The sequence below is a fragment of the Streptomyces sp. NPDC045967 genome (assembly GCF_056430495.1).
The window spans coordinates 188,771-205,813 of the sequence record NZ_JBWKLE010000011.1; the positions used below are offsets into that span (position 1 = coordinate 188,771).

Genomic DNA, 17,043 nt, shown 5'->3' on the forward strand with positions numbered 1-17,043 from the left:
GTCGTGATCGCTCTTCTGCTGGCCGCGGCCGTGGCACTGTCCGTACTCGGCGCGTTCCACGGGCTCCGGCTCTACCGGGCCGACGTCAAACTGCCGAGCGACCTCGCGCTGGCCCTGGAGGTCGGCGCCACGCGCACGACGGCCGTCGGCTCGCTGGTGGACCGGATGGGCATCCGGTGGGCCCCGGCCGTCCTGCGCGCGATGGGACCGGCCCGGGTGGCCCGCAAGCGCCGCCAGATCGACATGGCGGGCAACCCGGCGGGCCTGACGATCGACCGGTACGCGGCCCGCCGCGCGGTGTACGGGGCCCTCGGCGCCCTGGGTGCCTTCTCGATGCTGATCAACGGGCAGCTCGTACCGGCGCTGCTGATGGTCGCCTTCGGCCTCTTCTGGATCGAGGTCGGGCTGTGGTCGGCGATCCGGGTCCGGCGCGACCACATCGAGCGGACCCTGCCGGACTTCCTGGACGTGCTCGCCGTGGTGGTGAGCGCGGGGCTCGGCTTCCGGCAGGCGCTGGAGCGGGTGGCGCACAAGTACGAGGGCCCGTGGGCGGACGAGATCCGGATCACCCTGCAGCAGATGGACATGGGTGTCAGCCGCCGCCAGGCGTTCGACGAGCTGCGCCGCCGCAACGACAGCGAACAGGTCGCCCAGTTCGTGACGGCCCTCCAGCAGGGCGAGGAACTCGGCTCCCCGATCGTGGAGACCCTCATCGCCATCGCCGACGACATGCGCCGTACGGACGCCCAGAACGCGCGCCGGCGAGCGGCCCGGGCCGTCCCGAAGGCCACGTTCGCCGTCACCATGTTCATGCTGCCGGGCACGCTCATCCTGCTGGTCTGCGGCTTCGTCTACGGCGCGAACGTCGACTTCGACGCGCTGTTCGGGGGTGGTTGAGCCGTGGCCCGCCTGAGCGTGCTCATCGCCGACGCCAACCCGGTCATCAGGGCGGGCCTGGCGGCGATCCTGGGCGCGGCCGGGGACATCGAGGTCGCGGCCCAGGCGTCGGACGGCCGCGAAGCCCTGAGCCTGACCCGCCGGCACGCCCCGGACGTGGTGCTGCTGGACGTCCGGATGCCGGGGGTGGACGGCATCTCGGCCCTTCCGCACCTGGTCCAGCTGGCTCCGGTCCTGATGCTGACGTACAGCCGGGAAGCCGACATCGTCCGCGAGACGCTGCTGCTGGGCGCCGGCGGGTACCTGGTCCACGGCGAGTTCACCCCCGCCGACCTGCTCCGCGCGGTCCGCGACGCCCCCGAGGGCCGCCCCCACTTCACCCCGACGGCGGCGAACGCCCTCCTCACGGAACTCCGCACCTCTTCGCAACAGCAACGATCTGTGGCACCCTCTTCTGAGCGGCTGCACAACTCTGTTGTCTTCGGCTTGAGTTCGCGGGAGGTGGAGATCATGGATCTGATCGCGTCCGGGATGAACAACCAGCGCATCGCCGCCGCGTGCTTCATCAGCGAGAAGACGGTCAAGAACCACATCAACCGCATCTTCGCGAAGCTCCACAGCACCACGCGCAGCGAGGCGATAGCCCGCTGGCTGGGAACCGCCCGTCCAGGAGTGACCGGTCATGGGTAGACGGAGTGCGCAATGGGTCCGTATTTGGGCCCCGGGACCCTTGGTGACGACGGGTGACGCGCCGTACCGTCCGCACACCAGCAGTGGCACCGGCCCGGGAGGGAACTTTCATGTTGCAGAACACCCTGGCGAGGATGCGGAAGCGCTACGCGGGCACGGGCGGGAGCGCGGGGGATCGCGGGCAGACGGCGTTCGAGTATCTGGGGATCATCCTGGTGGTCGTGGTGATCATCGGGGCGATCGTGGGTACGGGCATCGGTACCGCGATCACCGACAGGATCGCGGCAGCAGTCCAGGCCGTGACCGCTGGAGGCGGCGGAAAGGGATGAGCTTTGGTCGCGCTGGCGACCGAGGGCAGGCTTTCCCCATCTACATCGTGGTGGTGGCTGGCCTGCTCTTTGCTGCACTGGCCTTCTTCGTCGTCGGCCAAGCCTCGGTTGTTCGCAGCGATGCCCAGGGTGCCGCGGACGCGGCCGCCTTGGCAGCCGGGCGCGAAGCTCGGGATAGCGTCCTACTCAACCTTGATCTCGTCGCAGCCAAACCGGCAGACTGGCAAAAGATCATTGGTGGGAAGCTATTCAAAGTTGGGGAAGCCTGCGCTGCTGCCGAAGCGTTCGCTACGAAGAATGACGCTACGGCGACGTGTGAACCTGCTCTGCCGCGGTTTACCGTCACGGTGGAGACGAACAGGACTGTTGGTGATTCGGTAGTTCCGGGCACTGGGAGCCGGCGTGGGACGGCAACCGCCACAGCCCTGATCGAATCGAAGTGTCAGCTAGGTGCGGTCACCAGCCCTAGCCCCACCCCCGCAACGCCGGATGAAGGAGGCTCGCCATCCCCTGCGCCGTCCCCAGTAGCGGTGAATTTTATTTGCGACGGCGAGCCATTCAGGCTTGATCCGCTAAAGCCAGGTTCGCTCGTTTCGGTGACCAGGAGACTGTTCAGCGTACGACTTGTCGGCTGACAGTGAACGAGAGACAAGGAAGCGTTCGTAGATGGGTATTCGGCGCATGGTGAGACTCCACCAGGGAGCAGCCGCTGTGGGGGCTGCGGTCTTGGCCCTATCGCTGACCGGTTGCGGGGGAGGCGACGAGAAGGACTCAAAGGCTGGTGAGAATCCGACCACTGCCACCTCGCCGAGTGACGGTTCAAGTAAGCCGGCTCCTAACGCGAGTCCCAGCCCCCAGCCGACCGAGGTGCTCGCTACATCGGTGGGGGATCCCGGCATCGTCCTTACGATCAACTCAGCTATACGCGATCCAGGTGGATTTGTCACCGTTAATGGGCAGATCAAGAATGGCGGAAGCGACGTCTTCACGAAAATCACTGCTTGGCGCGGAGACGAGAAGGGCGCCAGTGCGGCCTCAGTCGCAGGTGCGACCTTGATCGATAAGGTCGGCAAAAAGCGGTACTACGTACTTCGCGACGCTGAGAGCTGCCTGTGCACGACGGGTATCACCAAAATCGATCCAGGGGCGTCCATCCCCTTCTTCGTTCAGTTTCCTGCACCACCTGCTGGCAACACCCAGGTTGACTTCACGCTCCCTACCTTCGCTGCGGCAACCATCAAGATTTCCGGGTGACCCCATGACAAAACACCACCGGACTATCGCCGCCTCGGCAGTGGCCGGTCTCGTCGTAGCTGGGACCCACTTCTTCGGCGCAAGCGCCGTCCACGCCGACGATGTCAAGCCATCAGTGCCCCCTGGCTCGGAGCCTTCTACCGCTGCGCCCGTGGCTATCGACTCCAACGCCCCAGGGCTGAAAATCCCTCAAGGCGGCACCCTCGCACCGCCCAAGGTGCTCGACATCGCCGAAGTCGTCGAAGACCTCGGCGGTGAGCAACGCCGGCAGGAGACCAACCAGACCGTCATGATGGCGCTGCAGTCCGAAGTCCTCTTCCCCGAGGACAGCGCCGTCTTCAACGCCCAGGCCGCCGCCCGCATCCAAGCCATCGCCGCCGAGATCAACACCCAGAAGGCGACGCGCGTCCGAGTCTTCGGCTTCACCGACGACCAGGGCAGCTACGAGCACGGCAAGGAGCTTTCCAAGAAGCGCGCCGACGCCGTCCAGGCCGAGCTCGCCAAGACCGTCACCAACACCGGCGTCGTCTTCGACGTGCGCGGGTACAGCGAGGACTACCCCATCGCGGACAACGGCACCGAAGAGGGCCGCAAGAAGAACCGCCGGGTCGAGATCACCTTCCCCCGCACCGCGGGCGGCTGACGCCGCCGCCGAGGCCGACGCCGCCCAGCGACCCGCAGATGCCCGGCGGTGGCACTCGTCCCTACGCTCGAGCCGTGAATGTGTTCATGGGCGGCGCAGACGGCCGGCACCTGGAGATGACCAACGGCGGCACGGCAGTGTTCGTGGACGTGCTGACGCTCGCCGTGTCCACCCTCGCCCACGAGCCCTGGCATCTGCGCTTCGCCGCCCTCCTGGCACTCCAGGACCAGAACGTGATGGGGCGGGGGGCAGTCGGCTTCGGACTGGCGGAACTCGACTGGGGGCGCACCCCGCCGGAGCGCGCCGCGGCCAAGGACTTCCTGCTGCGCGTCCTCGATCTGGCGCTGTCCCGCCACCGCTGGACGGAACTGGCGTACGACCCGCTCCGAGCCGAGGGGTACCTGCGCACCTACCGGGCGATGGTGGAGGAGTTCGACCCCGCGACCGCGAGGGCCGACGCGAGCGTCATGCCCGGCCCGGACGAGGCCGCGACGGCCTCTTGCGTACGCCACCGGGTACTGAACGCGCTGCCCTTCTGGGAGTCATGCGTGTTCTGCACCGCCGGGCCTGCCTGACGGCGGTCGCGTGCCCGCACCTGGCGATGTGTCATAGCTGTGTCACAACCCGCTCGTTGCTCGTTGCAGGAGCGATGTGTGTTGCTTGATTTAGACCATACTTATGATCATCCAAGCGTGCGGGGGTATGGGATGAAGTTCGACATGGGGACGCAGGTCCTGACGAACCTGATGTCGGGGTCGCGTAACTCGAATACGGACCTGGGTTCGCTGATCAAGCAGTTGGTGGCGGCGGCGCAGCCGCTGGAGGGCAAGTTCCAGGGTCAGGGCAAGGTCGCGTTCGACTCGTTCAAGTTGCGTGCGGACGGGATCGCGAAGGAGCTGAACGCCTCGCTGGCGGCGATCCTGGGTGGTCAGTCGGGCATGGAGCAGGCGTTCGGGTCGGGTGACCAGGAGCAGGGCGAGAACGCGCGCCAGACGCAGGGTGCGGCGAACTTCGACGCGGCCCGTTTCCGGGGCCGCTAGGCCGGCTGGTCCTGGTTCTGAGTGTTCTTCTTCACGGGGAGTGTGGTTGTGGTGGCTGGTGGGACGGACCGTCGTGCGTACGACGTGGGTGCCTCGACGGAGGTGCAGGGCGGTATCAAGGCCGTGATCGGCCAGCTGGAGCAGGTGATCGCGGCGCGTGAGGCGCAGGTCGCGGCGGCGATGACGGACTTCGCGGCGGATGGTGTGGCGGATGACTACCACGCCAAGGAGCTGCGGTGGAAGAACGCCTCGCAGGAGGTCAAGAACATCATCCAGCTGCTGAACACGACGTTGGAGAAGAACGACGCCACGGCGCGGCAGACGTTGCAGCGGGCGAAGGCCGCGGTCGACAACATCGGCTGAACAGGCGGCTGAAGTAGCACGGTTGGTTGCTGGTACGGGGGTTGGTTGATGACGTCGTGGGACATCAAGCCGCAGGGCGTGCAAAGCCAGTTGAAGACGGTGGGTACGAACGCCGGTGAGCTGGAGAAGGCGCTGAACGCCCTGCTCACGGCCATGTCGGAGGCGGCGCAGGCGGCGGGGACGGCCGTGCCGGGTTCGGCGTCGGGAATGACTGCGCCGGGCCCGCTGGCCCCGGGTGCGTCATCGGCCCCCAGTGGTGTGCCGTATCTGGCGCCGCAGAAGGCGATGGGCCCGGTCGCGGCAGCGCTGGGCGAGTACCTCACCGCCCGCAAGCCGGAGTTCAAGTCGATGGCGGAGCGGATCGAGGCGTGCATCCTCGGTGCGGTGAAGGCGACGAACGAGTATCTGGAAGGCGACCTCGATCAGGCCAAGGCGGCGCAGGACGCGGCCAGGGCCGTGAATCTCGAGGTGCTGCGCGAGAAGCCGGGGGGCGGGAAGTGAGCGGGGACGCGCCGGTCGATCCGGCGGAGATACCGGTCTTCACCGGGGATCTGGCGACGCTGGACGAGAAGGTCAAGACGATCTCGGCGGGCGGTGCCGCGGTCGCGACGAAGACCTCGGACGTGCACACCAGCTTCGGCGGTCTCCAGGCGTTCTACCAGGCCCCGGAGGCGGACCAGCTGTTCGCGACGACGAAGCCGGTCTCCGATCTGGGGTTGAAGCTCAGCTCCGACATGTGCACGATCGCCGGCGCGCTGGGGACGTACTCCCGTGACGCGGCGCCGGTCATCAAGAAGCTGGAGTCCCTCAAGGCCGAAGCGGTCGCGTTCCGCGAGAAGACCGACAAGGACGACAAGTGGCGTGAAGACGGCGACCTGATCGACGAGAACCTCGAGCGCCGCAACAAGATCGCCGAGGTGTGGGCCGAGTTCCAGGACGTGGAGAAGGCCGCGCACGCCAAGATCGTCGCGTTGGTGGGCGGGAAGCCCCTGAAGACGGACGATGGTTCCCACGGCGAGGGCATGTACGGCTACGACGCCGAGGTGCTCAAGCAGTCCAAGTCCCTGCCCTGGGGCGACGCGGTGGAGGAGTCGATACCGGGCTGGCAGATCTGGGAGCACGGCTGGGAGTTCACCAAGGGCTTCTTCGTCGACGGCGTGTGGGGCACCCTCAAGGGCCTCGGCGGCCTGGTCGGCCTCCAGGGCTGGGACACCTTCAAGCAGTCCTGGACGGGCCTGGCGAAGCTGGGCACCGGCCTGGCCATCATGTCGATCCCCGGCGCCGGCGCGGTCTTCCTCGCCGCCCCGGACGACAAGCTGCCGTCCTGGCTCCGCGAGTCGCGCACGGCGATGAAGGAGACCGGCAAGGCGCTCCTGGCGTGGGACCAGTGGGGCTCGAACCCGGGTCGCGCCGCGGGCGCGGTCACGTTCAACGTGGTCACGACCATCGCCACGGGTGGCACTGGCGGTGCGGTCTCGGGCGCGGGCAAGGCCGGTGCGGTCGCGAAGGCGCTGTCACTGGCGGGCAAGACCGGCCGGGTCGTGGACCCGATGACGTACATCATGAAGGGCGCGGGCGCAGGGCTGACGAAGGCGGGCGACGTGATGGCCGGCCTGAAGGGCCTGGGCAACATCGAGATCCCGAAGATCGGCACGGACGGCGCATTCGCCCTGCCCGAAGGCTCCTTCAAGCTCCCGGAAGGCACGATCCGACTCCCCAAGGGCACGCCGACCCCGGAGGGTGCGATCAAGCTCCCGGACGGCACCGTCAAGCTGCCGGAGGGCACGACCACCTTCCCGCCCGGCACGGTCAAGCTGCCGGTGGACGGGCCGCCGCGGTTCATGGACGGCGAGGGCACCATCTACAAGGAGGACGGCAGCGTCCTCCAGCGCGGGAACGAGTCGCCGCTCGAGCAGCCGGGCAAGCCCCCCGCGACGCCGGACACGGACGGCCCGTTCCATGCCACGCCGGGCGCGACCCCCCGAAGCCGGACACGGACGCTCCCTTGCACGCCACCCCGGAGAAGGCCGAACGGCCCCCCGGCACGAACCCGGCAAAGCCGGGCTCGGACGCTCCCCTCCATGCCACCCCGGGCAAGGCCGAGCCTCCCATCAAGCTCGACGCCCCGATCAAGGTCGAGGCTCCGGATCGCGTCCTGGCAGGCGTCGGCGGCCGCGGCGACGACGGCATCCGCCTCGGCTCCGACACCCCCGACCCGCTCCACCACGCAGACCACCCCCCGGGGCTCCATGCGGGCATCACTCCTGGCGGCATGGCCGACAACAGCATGCACAACAGCCACACCCACCCCAACCCGACGAGTGGTAGCAGCCACACCACGGACACCACATCGACGGGCGGTGCCACCCACATGGACGCCCCATCCACGGTTGGGGGCCACGGTGACGACCCTCCCACTGGTGGCGGCCACGGCGGTGGTGGTGATGCGGGCAACGGGGCGGGCGGACCCGGGGCGGGCGGACCCGGGGCGGGCGCTACGCACGGAGACGAACCGAACCGACTCGCCGCGGCGACGGACGACAGCGTCGATCTCGACCAGCTGGGCATGCCGGTCGTTTGGCGTACCGACGAAGCCCCCCTGTACAGGAGTGACAACAGGAAGCCCGAAGATATCTTCGAGAGCGGCTTCGAGCCCCTGGATCCCTCAAGGGTAGACCTTCGTCACTATGTCGAAGAGAGTGATCAGTCGGCGTTCATCAGCACCTCGTATCGTGATGACATTGGTGATGACTTCGGTGGAAAGTACACTTACGAGCTGGATCTTCCAGGCGGCATCGATGTGAACACCTCCATGGGGCCCCACCCCCTCGACTACGAGATGGAAATCGCGTTCCCCGGTGGGATTCGGCCCGAATACATCAAGGGAGCTCGTCCGTACAACTATGCGACGGGTGAACTTGGTGACCTGATCCCCAACCCGAACTATCGCCCTGAGGCTGAACGTGTCCCGTGAAACGGAAATGCTGCATGACTCGGAGGTCGTTCTCGTCTCCGCAGTCGGATGCATGCAAGGAAGGCTCGTCGCGGAATTTGTGGATGCCGAATATACGGTCCGAATTTCCTACCTCGACAAGATGGTAGAGGCTACTGCATGGAACCTCTTCGAGGCTCTGGCGGATGTTCGCTCAAGTCTTGAGCAGGAAGGGCGGATACCCGCGGTCGAGGGTGCCTGTCGCGACGTGTATCCCAGTAGGATGGCACTGGAAATGGCAGGCGGACGAAAGGCTTACCGTTGGCCGCCTGCGGGTCGGCCGGTCACTGTCGGAATTTTCGAGGCCGTGCCTGCCGTCGAGTACGGTCGGCTCGCCTACGTGGGCGAACAGAGGGACTTCGTTCGCAGATTGAGAAATAAGGGACATGAGTGAATCGCTGACTCCAGACCCGGCTCGATGGATCACGGAATCCATGCGCGCAGAGGCGGCGAAGAATCCTGAGGGATGGGTTTATGCGATCGACCCATTCGTCGATTCGCATGGACGGGTCCCACCCTATGCCGTCATGGGCGCCTGGAAAGTCGACAAGGAGGGTGCGATCACCGCTGAATTCAAAGGCAACCCGAAATATCGACCTTCCCCGCGCGTCATGGGAATGCCTGAGCCGACTGATGCGGTAGACGCGGCCATTCAGCTTGCGGCCACCGGGTACGGGTCTGAAGCTGTCATCTGTCAGGTGCTCGCGAGGGCAAGTGTCTTCCTGATCCCTGAATCGGTTGTTGGTCGCGGGGGACATCTCGCGGTAGCAAGCGGTAAGAAGGTCCTGGAAGCCTTCACCGACGTACGTCATGCCCCCGGCACGGCTCCTGAGCTCCGCAGGATGGATGCTCTCCGATTGGCGGCCAGTCTGCCGATCGAAACGCACCTCAAGCTGAACCCCGGCGGCTTCGTTTCCGTAGAAGTTCCTGTCGCGGATCTGCTCAGCGGACCGGATATCGCCGTCTGACCCGATGTGTGGGTCACCGGGCTGGCCCTGGCCTAGAGAGAGCTGGATGGACAAGAAGTTCGAGTGGTTCCTCCGGTCGACCTCGACGTGGAGCAGTCATACGACACGAGCGGCCACCTCCGCCCGACCTTGCTGGCGTTGAGTGAGTCGCACGTCCAGGTGAACGGACACGGCCTCGCCGAGACGGTCAAGGATCCGGATTTCGGGCCGGCGCACTATGCACGCCTGACGGACGTCGAGTTCCTTGACGAGGCTTCTCTTCGACAATATCTCCGCGACATCTATGCGTACCTCTTCGAGGATGCTTCCGCCCGGCCTACCCCGCCCCGAGAAGAGGCAGGCCGTGTCGGGCGCCGGCATCACGGAGGTGGGTGGCCATCTAAAACGGGAAGTTTTCGTGACATACAACCTCCTGACCGTCGACTCCATCAGTCCCGAGACCGTGGCGGTCGCACTCGCCGGATGTCTTGACATCGCGGTCGGTGATGCGGAGGTTGCCGAGCCTGATGGTGACCCAGACCTCCGGAATTGGGACGCACCCGTTTCGTGCGAACATCGGCCAGCCTTCGGCGATGTGGTGTTGTCGCTGGACGTTTATGCCGACGAGAAAGTGGCTGATCCGCCGCTCGAGCGGGACTTGGCCGCGAGGTTTGCGAAGGCCGCGGCGACGACCGTCCTGTTTCCCGCGTCGGAAGCGCCTCCCAGCGCATATTGGGCGGTGACGCAGGAGGGGCTTCTCACCCGTGTGCGGCTCGAACTCTCGGACGAGGAGCCTCCCCTTTACGCGGTGACCGGGGTCGAGGCGCCAGTGCCTCAGTTTCCGAGGGCCACGGTGACGCGCTTCGCCGAGATCGTGCGGGAACAGCGCCCGGACACTCCCGTTGCCGACACCTTCGCGGCCTCGGTGGCAAGGATGCGGCAGTCGGCATCCGAGCCGACGCGGGCTGCCCTCGATGACGTCACCGGCAGCCCCATCTGGTCCGCGAGGGACAACCTGGTCGCGTGGGAGCGAGTCATTACGCAGATGGAATCCCGTTGGGCGCCGTCGGGTTGGTACCCAGCCGAGCTATACCGTGAGCGGCTGGAAGCCCGCGATGCGCTCGCGGATCTCGCTACGCGTTTGCCTCGTGACGTGACCCTGCTGCTCGACGAGGCCCTGGGGCAATTGGACAGGCGCTTCCTCGCGGGTACCGCGGAAGACGTTGCAGGGCTTATCCGTCAGGAGTTTGCGGACGCACTCTTCGAAGGGAATCCGGCCGGTTGGTGGTGGAACCGTTGTTCTGAGCCCGCACCGTGGGCATGGCCTGATGTCGGCGAGCGCATCCGATGAAGGAGCGGGGTCGAGAGAGACCGTGATGTGAGCGACCAGGCGGCGTCACCGGTGCTGGAACGCGTTCCGGGCGGCGGAAGGTGGCCGGGAGCGGGATGGCGTGCTCGCATGCTTCAAGTCCTGGCTCGTCGACCCCAGGCACCCGCCTGGATACCCACCCCCGGCGGTCGCGCCCAGGCAACATGCCCGGCAACAGTCACACCGATCCCCAATCGGCGGCTAGTAACGGCGCTCGAGGCGACCCCAGGGGTGCTTCGTCTGGGGGGATGCCGCATCCGGTTCGGACGGCAGCGTCGGCACCGGGGACTCGGGCGGTATCCACTCAGGGACAGGCGGGTCGGCCGCAGACGCGACAGGCGGCACGGGATCCGGGGCCGGCGGTGCTACTCCTGCGGATCGGCCTCTTGAGTCGCAGGTCGTGAACGACCGGATCTTGGAACTGGACGACCGGCAAGGCGGCCAGTCAAGCCGTCTACAGGCTTCATGGCGGTGAAATGGGAACTGCACACCAGGTTCGCCAATCCTGCCCTCGGTCGCACCTCTAGAGAGAATTCAATGGACAAGAAGTTTGCGGGATTCCTCAATACGTACCTGGACGTCGAGCAGGCGTACGATACGAGCGGGTACCTCCGCCCTACCTTGATGGCGTTCAATGATTCGTACGTCCAAGTGATCCGAAACGGCCTCGCTGAGATTGCACAAGATTCAAATTTCGGGTCGGCGGATTATGAACGCCTGACGAACATCGAATTCCCCGACGATTCCTCCTTGCGTCAGTATCTCCGTGCTATGTATGCTTACCTCTTTGAAGATGCCCCCACACAGCCTGCCCCCGCAAGATGAAGGGTTCTTTCGCGTAAAGGGGAGTGGTCAGGTGGTGGTGCACGCGGAGGCGCCACATCGACCGTCCGATTCGTGGAACGTCGTTCCCCGGATATAGTGTTGAGGACGTACGGTGATCACCACGCACCCCGTCGGTGAATGGTTCGGGGAGACGAGGGTTGACGTCCTCGAGAGGCAGGGGGCGCGTCGCGCGCTTCAGCTTTTCCGCCGACTGCATGCCCTCGGGTCCGATCTCGGTCTCGTCGACGGCTGGGGTCATGGGGGAGTCAGGGTCGTCACTCTGAAGGCTCCGCGGGACGTGCGGTACGCATGGGAGGGCATCGGGCCCCTCGACCGTGCGGTGGAGGCAGGCGAGAGGTTGTTCGACGAGGACACCACACTCCACCCGTGGAGCGTGCTGCCCGGCGATTGGCTGGACGTCGACGGTGGGGCTCACCGCTCGGAGCGTCTCTTCGCGTTGCGTCTGCTCGTGTGGCCCCAGGGGCACGCCAGTGTCTCGCTGGCCACGTACTCCGATGCCTGGATGACCCTGGACCTACGGGAGCGCCCGCAGCCGGAGGTCGCCGCGGTGAACGCCCCCCGTCTGGCGGCTCTGCTGGGCGCCGTGTCCGAGTTGCTCGGTGCTGAGGTCGAACCCGGCGATCCCACCTACTTCGGCCGTCCCACCGCTTCCGGCTTCGAGGACCTGTCGGATGAGGGGATGGACTACACCGACCCCTGGGGCACCTTCGCCGTACCGGCCAGATGGCAGCGCATGCTGAACCTCCTGCCCAAGGGGTACGAGGAGCAGTCGTACGAGGCGTTCACCGAAGGCCCGGTCCGGTACGTCGAGGTCCGCCGCGACGGTCGCACCGTCGGCCACCTCTGGGCGGGGACGGACGACAACTCCGCGGGCTACGAGCCGCGCACCGCAGCCGGAGACATCGCCTTCACCGCCGGCGTGCCGCTCCTGCTGGCCTTCGGCACGTCACATCAGGCGGGCACGGCTGCGCTCGATGCCTTGGCGGATGCGGCGTCGGCGGAGTCCCACGCGGAGATCCAGGTCGCGGACTCGCTCGACGCTGTGCAGGAACTGTCCGCCCACTGACGACTGCCCTGCCGCGTCTTGACGACGGTCGGCGGACCCTCGCCCAGGGTCAGCACCCGGCAGAGAGAGTTCGATGGACATCGTCGCGTTCCCCCACGATGCTTCCTTCGGCAGTATCTCCGCGACATGACGCACACCTCGTCGACGATGCCCCCGCCCCTGATGTCCTCGACGGCGGTGTCCGGCACCATGGGTTCGCCCCCTGCCGCCGCCAAGCGTTACGGAAGTGCCCTGTCGATGCTGCTGCGTGCGCCCCGGGAGTGCGGCTCCTGGTTCTGGGATCTGGATGACGTCGCCGAGCCCGGTTTGGAGTCTGCGCTCGGGGTCGCGGCGCGCATGACGGCGGTGCTCCGGGAGTACGCCCTGCTGGAGCCCGCCGCGCTTGAGTGGCACTGGTTCCAGGTCGGCAAGGGCGGCCTCGGCGTCCACAGCCGCCTGGACCTGGCCGGGCGTTCGCTCGGTGATCCGGCGCTGCCGGGTGAACTGCGCGCCTGTCAGCCGGGGGGCCATCCGCAGGCGGAGATGGGTGGGATCCTCGTGCTGGGATCCGGCTCCTGGTTCGACGCTGGCGGAACACGCCACAGCGAACACCGCCTGGTCGAACTCATGGTGTCGCCCGACGAGATCGGCCCCTCGGCGGAACTGTCCGTGTACCACGACGTATGGGCTCGGTGTGACTTCCGGGGCGAGCCGCACCCGGCCGTCCACGCACACAACGCGCCCCGGCTCGCGTCGGCCCTGCGCGCGCTCGACCAGCTCCTCGGGGTCGCGGCGGAGCCCGGCGAGCCGACCTACTACGGTCAGGCCGCGGGCTACGGGCTCCGGGCCCCGGACATCCTCGGCGGGCGGGGGCCGGACCTCACCGATGCCGTACTCGGATGAGGGAGTGCCGTGGGCGACCGGGCGGCGGCGCGGGTCCTGGAGCGACTTCGGGCGGTGGAATGGGACGGGGAGTGGGACGACCTCCTCGGACGCGTCATGTCCCGTCGCCTGCTGATGCGCGAGTACCTGCGCAGGGCCGGGGTGTGGGCGCGGGCCTGCTCGGCCGAGGCGGGATGGCCGTTCTTCGACGTCGTCGAGTACCTGGACCCCGCCTTCGAGTCCGTGCCGGAGGAGGCCGCCGCCCAACTCCGCGAACTCCTGCGCCGGATCATCGTCGTCGGTCCCGTCCAGCGGACCTGCACGGAGGTGATGCGGCTGGCGGAATTCCGGGCGCGGCGCCCGGACGCCGTTCCGGACCTGCCCGACCTCTACGAGCCGCTCCTGCTCTTCTGCGAACGGGGCGGCGCGTTCCTCCTGGACCACGCCGGGTTCCTCGACCTGGCCGGGGTGCAGGTGCGCCCCGGCACGCTGGCGGGCCGTGCCGCCGGTCCGCCGCTGTGTTCCCTCGACCGTGCGCTGCTCGACGCCGTGGACGCCATGGGCCGTATCACGTACTACCGCGCGGCCGACCGGCAAGGCCCCGCGCGGCGGCGGGTGGTGCGCGGTGTGCCGTACGACGAGGCGTTCGGTCGCGGTGGTCGCGGCTGCGGGCCGGCCGGGATGCCGCTGCCCGCGTCCCCTGAGCAGGCCGCCGAGTTCGGGGTGGTGTGGCTGGACGAGGTGGAGGCGGCCGCGTTGATCTGGGCGGCCATGGCCGATGGCGGGCGGGCGGGCGCGAGGTAGCGTGACGGTCATGGGGGACTGGGACATGAGGCCGGCCTCGGCGTCGGACGTCGAGGCCGTGGCCGAGCTGCGTGCGGTGGTGCTGCGGCCGGATCTGGAGCGGCTCGGCCGGTACGACGAGCAGCGGGTGCGGCAGCGGCTGCGGGACGGGTTCGTCGCGGCCCACACCCGGGTGATCGAGGTGGGGGGCGCGTTCGCCGGCTGCGTGGCGCTGCGACCGGCCGAGGACGCCCACTGGCTGGAGCACTTCTACCTGGCTCCGCGCCTGCAGGGTGGCGGCATCGGGTCGGGCGTACTGCGGGAGTTGCTGGAGCGGTGTGACCGCCGCCGGGTCGCCGTACGGTTGAACGTGCTCCAGGGAAGCGCGGCCCGACGGCTGTACGAGCGGCACGGCTTCTCGGTGCAGGCCGAGGACGCGGTGGACGTGTTCATGGTGCGGGAGGCGGGCTGAGTCGGGAGGTGGCCTGAGTCGGGAAGTGGGCCGAGTCGGGGGCGGGCTGAGTCGCCCGGCGACCGGCCGGCCGAGGACCGTGCGGTACCCGGCCTCACCCGCCGCTTCGAACGAGTCGTTCCGCCGCCTCCCGGGCCCGGTGGGCCGGAGCCGGGCCCGGGTCCAGGGCTGCGGTCACCGTTGCGCCCTCGACCAGGATGAGGAGTTGGTCCGCCAGGGATTCGCGGGTCGGGCCGACCAGTTCGGCCAGGAGCGAGCGCAGCCGCCGTTTGTGGCGGCGTACGACGTCCAGGACGGGTGCCGGGCCGCCCGCGCCCAGTTCCCCGTACGCGTTCAGGAACGCGCAGCCCCGGAAGTCCGGCTCGGAGAACCAGGCCGCCAGCCAATCGAAGACCGCGAGGACCGGGGCCACCGAGCCCGCCGAATCCGTCGGAGCCGCCGAGCCCCCCGGGCGCGCCGAGCCCTCCGCAGAGCCTGTCGGGGCCACGGCATCCGCCGCCTCCGACACCGCCGTGCGCAGGCTGGTCATCCAGTGGTCGTCGCGGCGTTCCAGGTACGCCGTGACCAGGGACTCCTTCGACGGGAAGAGCCGGTAGAGCCGCTTCAGCGGGACCCCGGACTTCGCGCGGATGCGGTCCATGCCGACCGCCTGGATGCCGTCGGCGTAGAACAGTGCCTCCGCCGCGTCCAGGAGCCGGGTGCGGGCCTCTTCGTCGTCCATGCAGGAAGGGTAGTTCAGGATCTCTTGTGGCGAGAACGAGCGTTCTCTAGGGTGGAGGCGGGAGGGGGGAACGAGCGTTCTCCTCTCTCGGGCGCGACCGCCCGCCGCGCCCCCGCGACCCACGAGAGGAACCGCCGTGACCGCCGTGTCCGCCATGACCGCCGCAGCCGCGCGCCCGCCCCTGCCGCCCTTCACCGAAGAGTCCGCGCGCGCCAAGGTCCAAGCCGCTGAGGACGCCTGGAACAGCCGCGATCCCGACCGCGTCGCCCTCGCCTACACCGAGGACTCGGTCTGGCGGAACCGCGACCGCTTCCTCACCGGGCGCGCCGAGATCCGGGCGTTCCTGGCCGAGAAGTGGGCGCGCGAGCTCGACTACCGGCTGCGCAAGGAGCTGTGGGCGTACACCGGCAACCGCATCTCCGTCCGCTTCGCGTACGAGTGGCACGACGCCTCCGGTCAGTGGTGGCGCAGTCACGGCAACGAGCAGTGGGAGTTCGACGCCGACGGGCTGATGGCGCGCCGGGAGGCCAGCGTCAACGACATCCCCATCGAGGCGGGGGACCGGCGGATCGTCTGACCTCCGACGCCCCGCCGGCCGGGCGGTGCGGTCGCGGTCGGCGCTACGCCGCCCGGACCCGCCGGCCGGGCGGCGGGGTCGCGGTCGGCGCTACGCCGCCCGGTGGGCCTGCGTGATGAGGTCCGTGGCGACCTCCAGGGCCGCCAGGCGGGTCTCCTCCGGGTCGCCCTCCACGTGCTGGAGGTACATCATCCCGGCGTGCAGCGTGAACAGTGCGCTCACGCACCGGACCTGGTCCGTCAGCGGCCCGTCCTGGGTGCGGAGCAGCTCGACCAGCTCCGACATCCAGTTCTTCATCGTGTCGCCGATGCTCAGCTCGCGCATCGTCGCCTGGTTCTCCTGCATGAAGCGGAACAGGGAGGCCCCCGCGCTCATGGACTCGCTGTAGCGGCGGAGCACTTCGCGCTTGGTGTCCAGGGTGGGCGGCTGCTCCCGGGCCCAGGCGATCAGCTCGTCGACGGGGCGCGTCAGGTCGGCGAAGACACTGACGATGATGTCCTCCTTGGTCTTGAAGTGGTAGTAGAGCGCCGCCTTCGTGACCTCCAGCCGCTCCGCGATCTCGCGCAGCGAGGTCTTCTCGTAACCCTGCTCGACGAACAGCTCCAGCGCCACGTCCTGGATGCGCTGGCGCGTGTCCCCGCGCCGCTTCTGCGTGGTGCTGGTGGACATGAGATCTCCTCGTATGCGAACTTACTTGACGACCGGCTAGTTACGGGTCTACCTTACGGACTTACTAGCCGGGCGGCAAGTAAGCGCGTCCGGGTTCGGGGCCGGGGAGGGCACACGTGGTGGACGCGGGCAGGCGCACGGGGAACGCGGGCAGCGGCACAGTCGATTCTGCCGGGACTTCGGAGGGTGGCAAGCCGCGGAGTGTGGGGGTCGTCCTGGTGGCGGTCATGATCGCGATGCTGCTGGCCTCGCTGGACACGATGATCACCAGTACCGCGATCCCCACGATTGTGGGTGAGCTCGGCGGTCTGGAGCACCTGTCCTGGGTGGTGACCATCTACACGCTGGCCACGGTGGCCTCGACGCCGCTGTGGGGCAAGGCCGGTGACCTCTACGGCCGCAAGGGCGTCTTCCTCGCCTCGGTCGTCTTGTTCCTGATCGGCTCCGCGCTGTGCGGCGCGGCCCAGGACATGGGCCAGCTGATCGCCTTCCGCGCGGTCCAGGGCCTGGGCGGCGGCGGTCTG

23 protein-coding genes are annotated in these 17,043 nt (G+C 68.0%); 21 read left to right on the forward strand and 2 right to left on the reverse strand.

The window, feature by feature from the left end:
* Positions 1–6 precede the first annotated feature (6 nt).
* From AC07FY_RS22025 to AC07FY_RS22115, 19 genes are all read left to right on the forward strand, one after another.
* Entirely contained in the window at positions 7–897 is an 891-nt protein-coding gene (locus AC07FY_RS22025) for a DUF5936 domain-containing protein (protein ID WP_479008735.1), read from the forward strand.
* 3 nt (positions 898–900) lie between these two features.
* Positions 901–1,587, forward strand: a complete 687-nt coding sequence (locus tag AC07FY_RS22030) for a response regulator (RefSeq protein WP_479008687.1) — start codon at positions 901–903, stop codon at positions 1,585–1,587.
* A 110-nt stretch (positions 1,588–1,697) separates the two neighbouring features.
* Entirely contained in the window at positions 1,698–1,916 is a 219-nt protein-coding gene (locus AC07FY_RS22035; protein ID WP_479008689.1) for a hypothetical protein, read from the forward strand.
* Positions 1,913–2,551, forward strand: coding sequence for a pilus assembly protein TadG-related protein (locus tag AC07FY_RS22040; RefSeq protein ID WP_479008691.1), 639 nt, complete (start codon positions 1,913–1,915; stop codon positions 2,549–2,551). Before AC07FY_RS22035 ends, AC07FY_RS22040 begins: the two co-directional genes overlap by 4 nt.
* A 247-nt stretch (positions 2,552–2,798) precedes the next feature.
* Positions 2,799–3,170 (forward strand): hypothetical protein, encoded by a 372-nt coding sequence (locus AC07FY_RS22045; protein ID WP_479008693.1) that lies wholly within the window; start codon positions 2,799–2,801, stop codon positions 3,168–3,170.
* Between the two features lie 4 nt (positions 3,171–3,174).
* Entirely contained in the window at positions 3,175–3,813 is a 639-nt protein-coding gene (locus AC07FY_RS22050; RefSeq protein WP_479008695.1) for an OmpA family protein, read from the forward strand.
* A gap of 116 nt (positions 3,814–3,929) precedes the next feature.
* On the forward strand, positions 3,930–4,388 hold the full coding sequence (locus AC07FY_RS22055) for a hypothetical protein (protein ID WP_479008737.1): 459 nt from the start codon (positions 3,930–3,932) through the stop codon (positions 4,386–4,388).
* A 132-nt stretch (positions 4,389–4,520) separates the two neighbouring features.
* Positions 4,521–4,853 carry a hypothetical protein gene (locus tag AC07FY_RS22060; RefSeq protein ID WP_479003440.1) on the forward strand — a complete coding sequence of 111 codons (333 nt, stop codon included), beginning with the start codon at positions 4,521–4,523 and terminating at the stop codon, positions 4,851–4,853.
* Between the two features lie 51 nt (positions 4,854–4,904).
* Entirely contained in the window at positions 4,905–5,216 is a 312-nt protein-coding gene (locus tag AC07FY_RS22065) for a pore-forming ESAT-6 family protein (protein WP_446594877.1), read from the forward strand.
* Positions 5,217–5,264: 48 nt separating this feature from the next.
* Entirely contained in the window at positions 5,265–5,717 is a 453-nt protein-coding gene (locus tag AC07FY_RS22070) for a DUF6507 family protein (RefSeq protein ID WP_479008697.1), read from the forward strand.
* Positions 5,714–7,891 (forward strand): hypothetical protein, encoded by a 2,178-nt coding sequence (locus AC07FY_RS22075; protein WP_479008699.1) that lies wholly within the window; start codon positions 5,714–5,716, stop codon positions 7,889–7,891. The genes AC07FY_RS22070 and AC07FY_RS22075 overlap by 4 nt, the downstream gene beginning before the upstream one ends.
* On the forward strand, positions 7,783–8,190 hold the full coding sequence (locus AC07FY_RS22080; RefSeq protein ID WP_479008701.1) for a scabin-related ADP-ribosyltransferase: 408 nt from the start codon (positions 7,783–7,785) through the stop codon (positions 8,188–8,190). Before AC07FY_RS22075 ends, AC07FY_RS22080 begins: the two co-directional genes overlap by 109 nt.
* Positions 8,191–8,594: 404 nt before the next feature.
* Positions 8,595–9,176: a type VII secretion system-associated protein gene (locus AC07FY_RS22085; RefSeq protein WP_479008703.1), complete on the forward strand. Its 582-nt coding sequence runs from the start codon at positions 8,595–8,597 to the stop codon at positions 9,174–9,176.
* A gap of 397 nt (positions 9,177–9,573) precedes the next feature.
* Positions 9,574–10,506, forward strand: a complete 933-nt coding sequence (locus AC07FY_RS22090) for a hypothetical protein (RefSeq protein WP_479008705.1) — start codon at positions 9,574–9,576, stop codon at positions 10,504–10,506.
* Positions 10,507–11,061: 555 nt separating this feature from the next.
* Complete coding sequence (locus AC07FY_RS22095) at positions 11,062–11,349, forward strand: hypothetical protein (RefSeq protein WP_479008707.1); 288 nt, start codon at positions 11,062–11,064, stop codon at positions 11,347–11,349.
* Positions 11,350–11,647: 298 nt separating this feature from the next.
* Positions 11,648–12,436 carry a hypothetical protein gene (locus AC07FY_RS22100; RefSeq protein WP_479008709.1) on the forward strand — a complete coding sequence of 263 codons (789 nt, stop codon included), beginning with the start codon at positions 11,648–11,650 and terminating at the stop codon, positions 12,434–12,436.
* Between the two features lie 237 nt (positions 12,437–12,673).
* Positions 12,674–13,318 carry a hypothetical protein gene (locus AC07FY_RS22105; protein WP_479008739.1) on the forward strand — a complete coding sequence of 215 codons (645 nt, stop codon included), beginning with the start codon at positions 12,674–12,676 and terminating at the stop codon, positions 13,316–13,318.
* A 9-nt stretch (positions 13,319–13,327) separates the two neighbouring features.
* Complete coding sequence (locus AC07FY_RS22110; protein ID WP_479008711.1) at positions 13,328–14,101, forward strand: hypothetical protein; 774 nt, start codon at positions 13,328–13,330, stop codon at positions 14,099–14,101.
* A 10-nt stretch (positions 14,102–14,111) separates the two neighbouring features.
* Positions 14,112–14,552 carry a GNAT family N-acetyltransferase gene (locus tag AC07FY_RS22115; protein WP_479008713.1) on the forward strand — a complete coding sequence of 147 codons (441 nt, stop codon included), beginning with the start codon at positions 14,112–14,114 and terminating at the stop codon, positions 14,550–14,552.
* A 94-nt stretch (positions 14,553–14,646) separates the two neighbouring features.
* Here AC07FY_RS22115 and AC07FY_RS22120 read toward each other — a convergent pair whose 3' ends face one another.
* On the reverse strand, positions 14,647–15,273 hold the full coding sequence (locus tag AC07FY_RS22120) for a TetR/AcrR family transcriptional regulator (protein ID WP_479008715.1): 627 nt from the start codon (positions 15,271–15,273) through the stop codon (positions 14,647–14,649).
* Positions 15,274–15,427: 154 nt separating this feature from the next.
* On the opposite strand from AC07FY_RS22120, the gene AC07FY_RS22125 reads away from it, so the two are divergent.
* A complete protein-coding gene (locus AC07FY_RS22125) occupies positions 15,428–15,850 on the forward strand; it encodes a nuclear transport factor 2 family protein (protein WP_479008741.1) in 423 nt (140 codons plus the stop codon).
* A gap of 90 nt (positions 15,851–15,940) precedes the next feature.
* Here AC07FY_RS22125 and AC07FY_RS22130 read toward each other — a convergent pair whose 3' ends face one another.
* Positions 15,941–16,519 (reverse strand): TetR/AcrR family transcriptional regulator, encoded by a 579-nt coding sequence (locus AC07FY_RS22130; RefSeq protein ID WP_479008717.1) that lies wholly within the window; start codon positions 16,517–16,519, stop codon positions 15,941–15,943.
* A 203-nt stretch (positions 16,520–16,722) separates the two neighbouring features.
* On the opposite strand from AC07FY_RS22130, the gene AC07FY_RS22135 reads away from it, so the two are divergent.
* Positions 16,723–17,043, forward strand: a 321-nt coding sequence (locus AC07FY_RS22135) for an MFS transporter (RefSeq protein ID WP_479008719.1), incomplete at its 3' end; no start/stop codon positions are given.

Excerpts from the sequence above, each read along its gene's own strand:
- AC07FY_RS22070 (WP_479008697.1), top strand. The coding sequence starts at position 5,265 with ATGACGTCGTGGGACATCAAGCCGCAGGGCGTGCAAAGCCAGTTGAAG.
- AC07FY_RS22120 (WP_479008715.1), bottom strand. The coding sequence starts at position 15,273 with ATGGACGACGAAGAGGCCCGCACCCGGCTCCTGGACGCGGCGGAGGCA.
- AC07FY_RS22095 (WP_479008707.1), top strand. The coding sequence starts at position 11,062 with ATGGACAAGAAGTTTGCGGGATTCCTCAATACGTACCTGGACGTCGAG.
- AC07FY_RS22125 (WP_479008741.1), top strand. The coding sequence starts at position 15,428 with ATGACCGCCGCAGCCGCGCGCCCGCCCCTGCCGCCCTTCACCGAAGAG.
- AC07FY_RS22050 (WP_479008695.1), top strand. The coding sequence starts at position 3,175 with ATGACAAAACACCACCGGACTATCGCCGCCTCGGCAGTGGCCGGTCTC.
- AC07FY_RS22105 (WP_479008739.1), top strand. The coding sequence starts at position 12,674 with ATGCTGCTGCGTGCGCCCCGGGAGTGCGGCTCCTGGTTCTGGGATCTG.
- AC07FY_RS22035 (WP_479008689.1), top strand. The coding sequence starts at position 1,698 with ATGTTGCAGAACACCCTGGCGAGGATGCGGAAGCGCTACGCGGGCACG.
- AC07FY_RS22055 (WP_479008737.1), top strand. The coding sequence starts at position 3,930 with ATGACCAACGGCGGCACGGCAGTGTTCGTGGACGTGCTGACGCTCGCC.
- AC07FY_RS22085 (WP_479008703.1), top strand. The coding sequence starts at position 8,595 with ATGAGTGAATCGCTGACTCCAGACCCGGCTCGATGGATCACGGAATCC.
- AC07FY_RS22080 (WP_479008701.1), top strand. The coding sequence starts at position 7,783 with ATGCCGGTCGTTTGGCGTACCGACGAAGCCCCCCTGTACAGGAGTGAC.
- AC07FY_RS22115 (WP_479008713.1), top strand. The coding sequence starts at position 14,112 with ATGGGGGACTGGGACATGAGGCCGGCCTCGGCGTCGGACGTCGAGGCC.
- AC07FY_RS22060 (WP_479003440.1), top strand. The coding sequence starts at position 4,521 with ATGAAGTTCGACATGGGGACGCAGGTCCTGACGAACCTGATGTCGGGG.
- AC07FY_RS22130 (WP_479008717.1), bottom strand. The coding sequence starts at position 16,519 with ATGTCCACCAGCACCACGCAGAAGCGGCGCGGGGACACGCGCCAGCGC.
- AC07FY_RS22040 (WP_479008691.1), top strand. The coding sequence starts at position 1,913 with ATGAGCTTTGGTCGCGCTGGCGACCGAGGGCAGGCTTTCCCCATCTAC.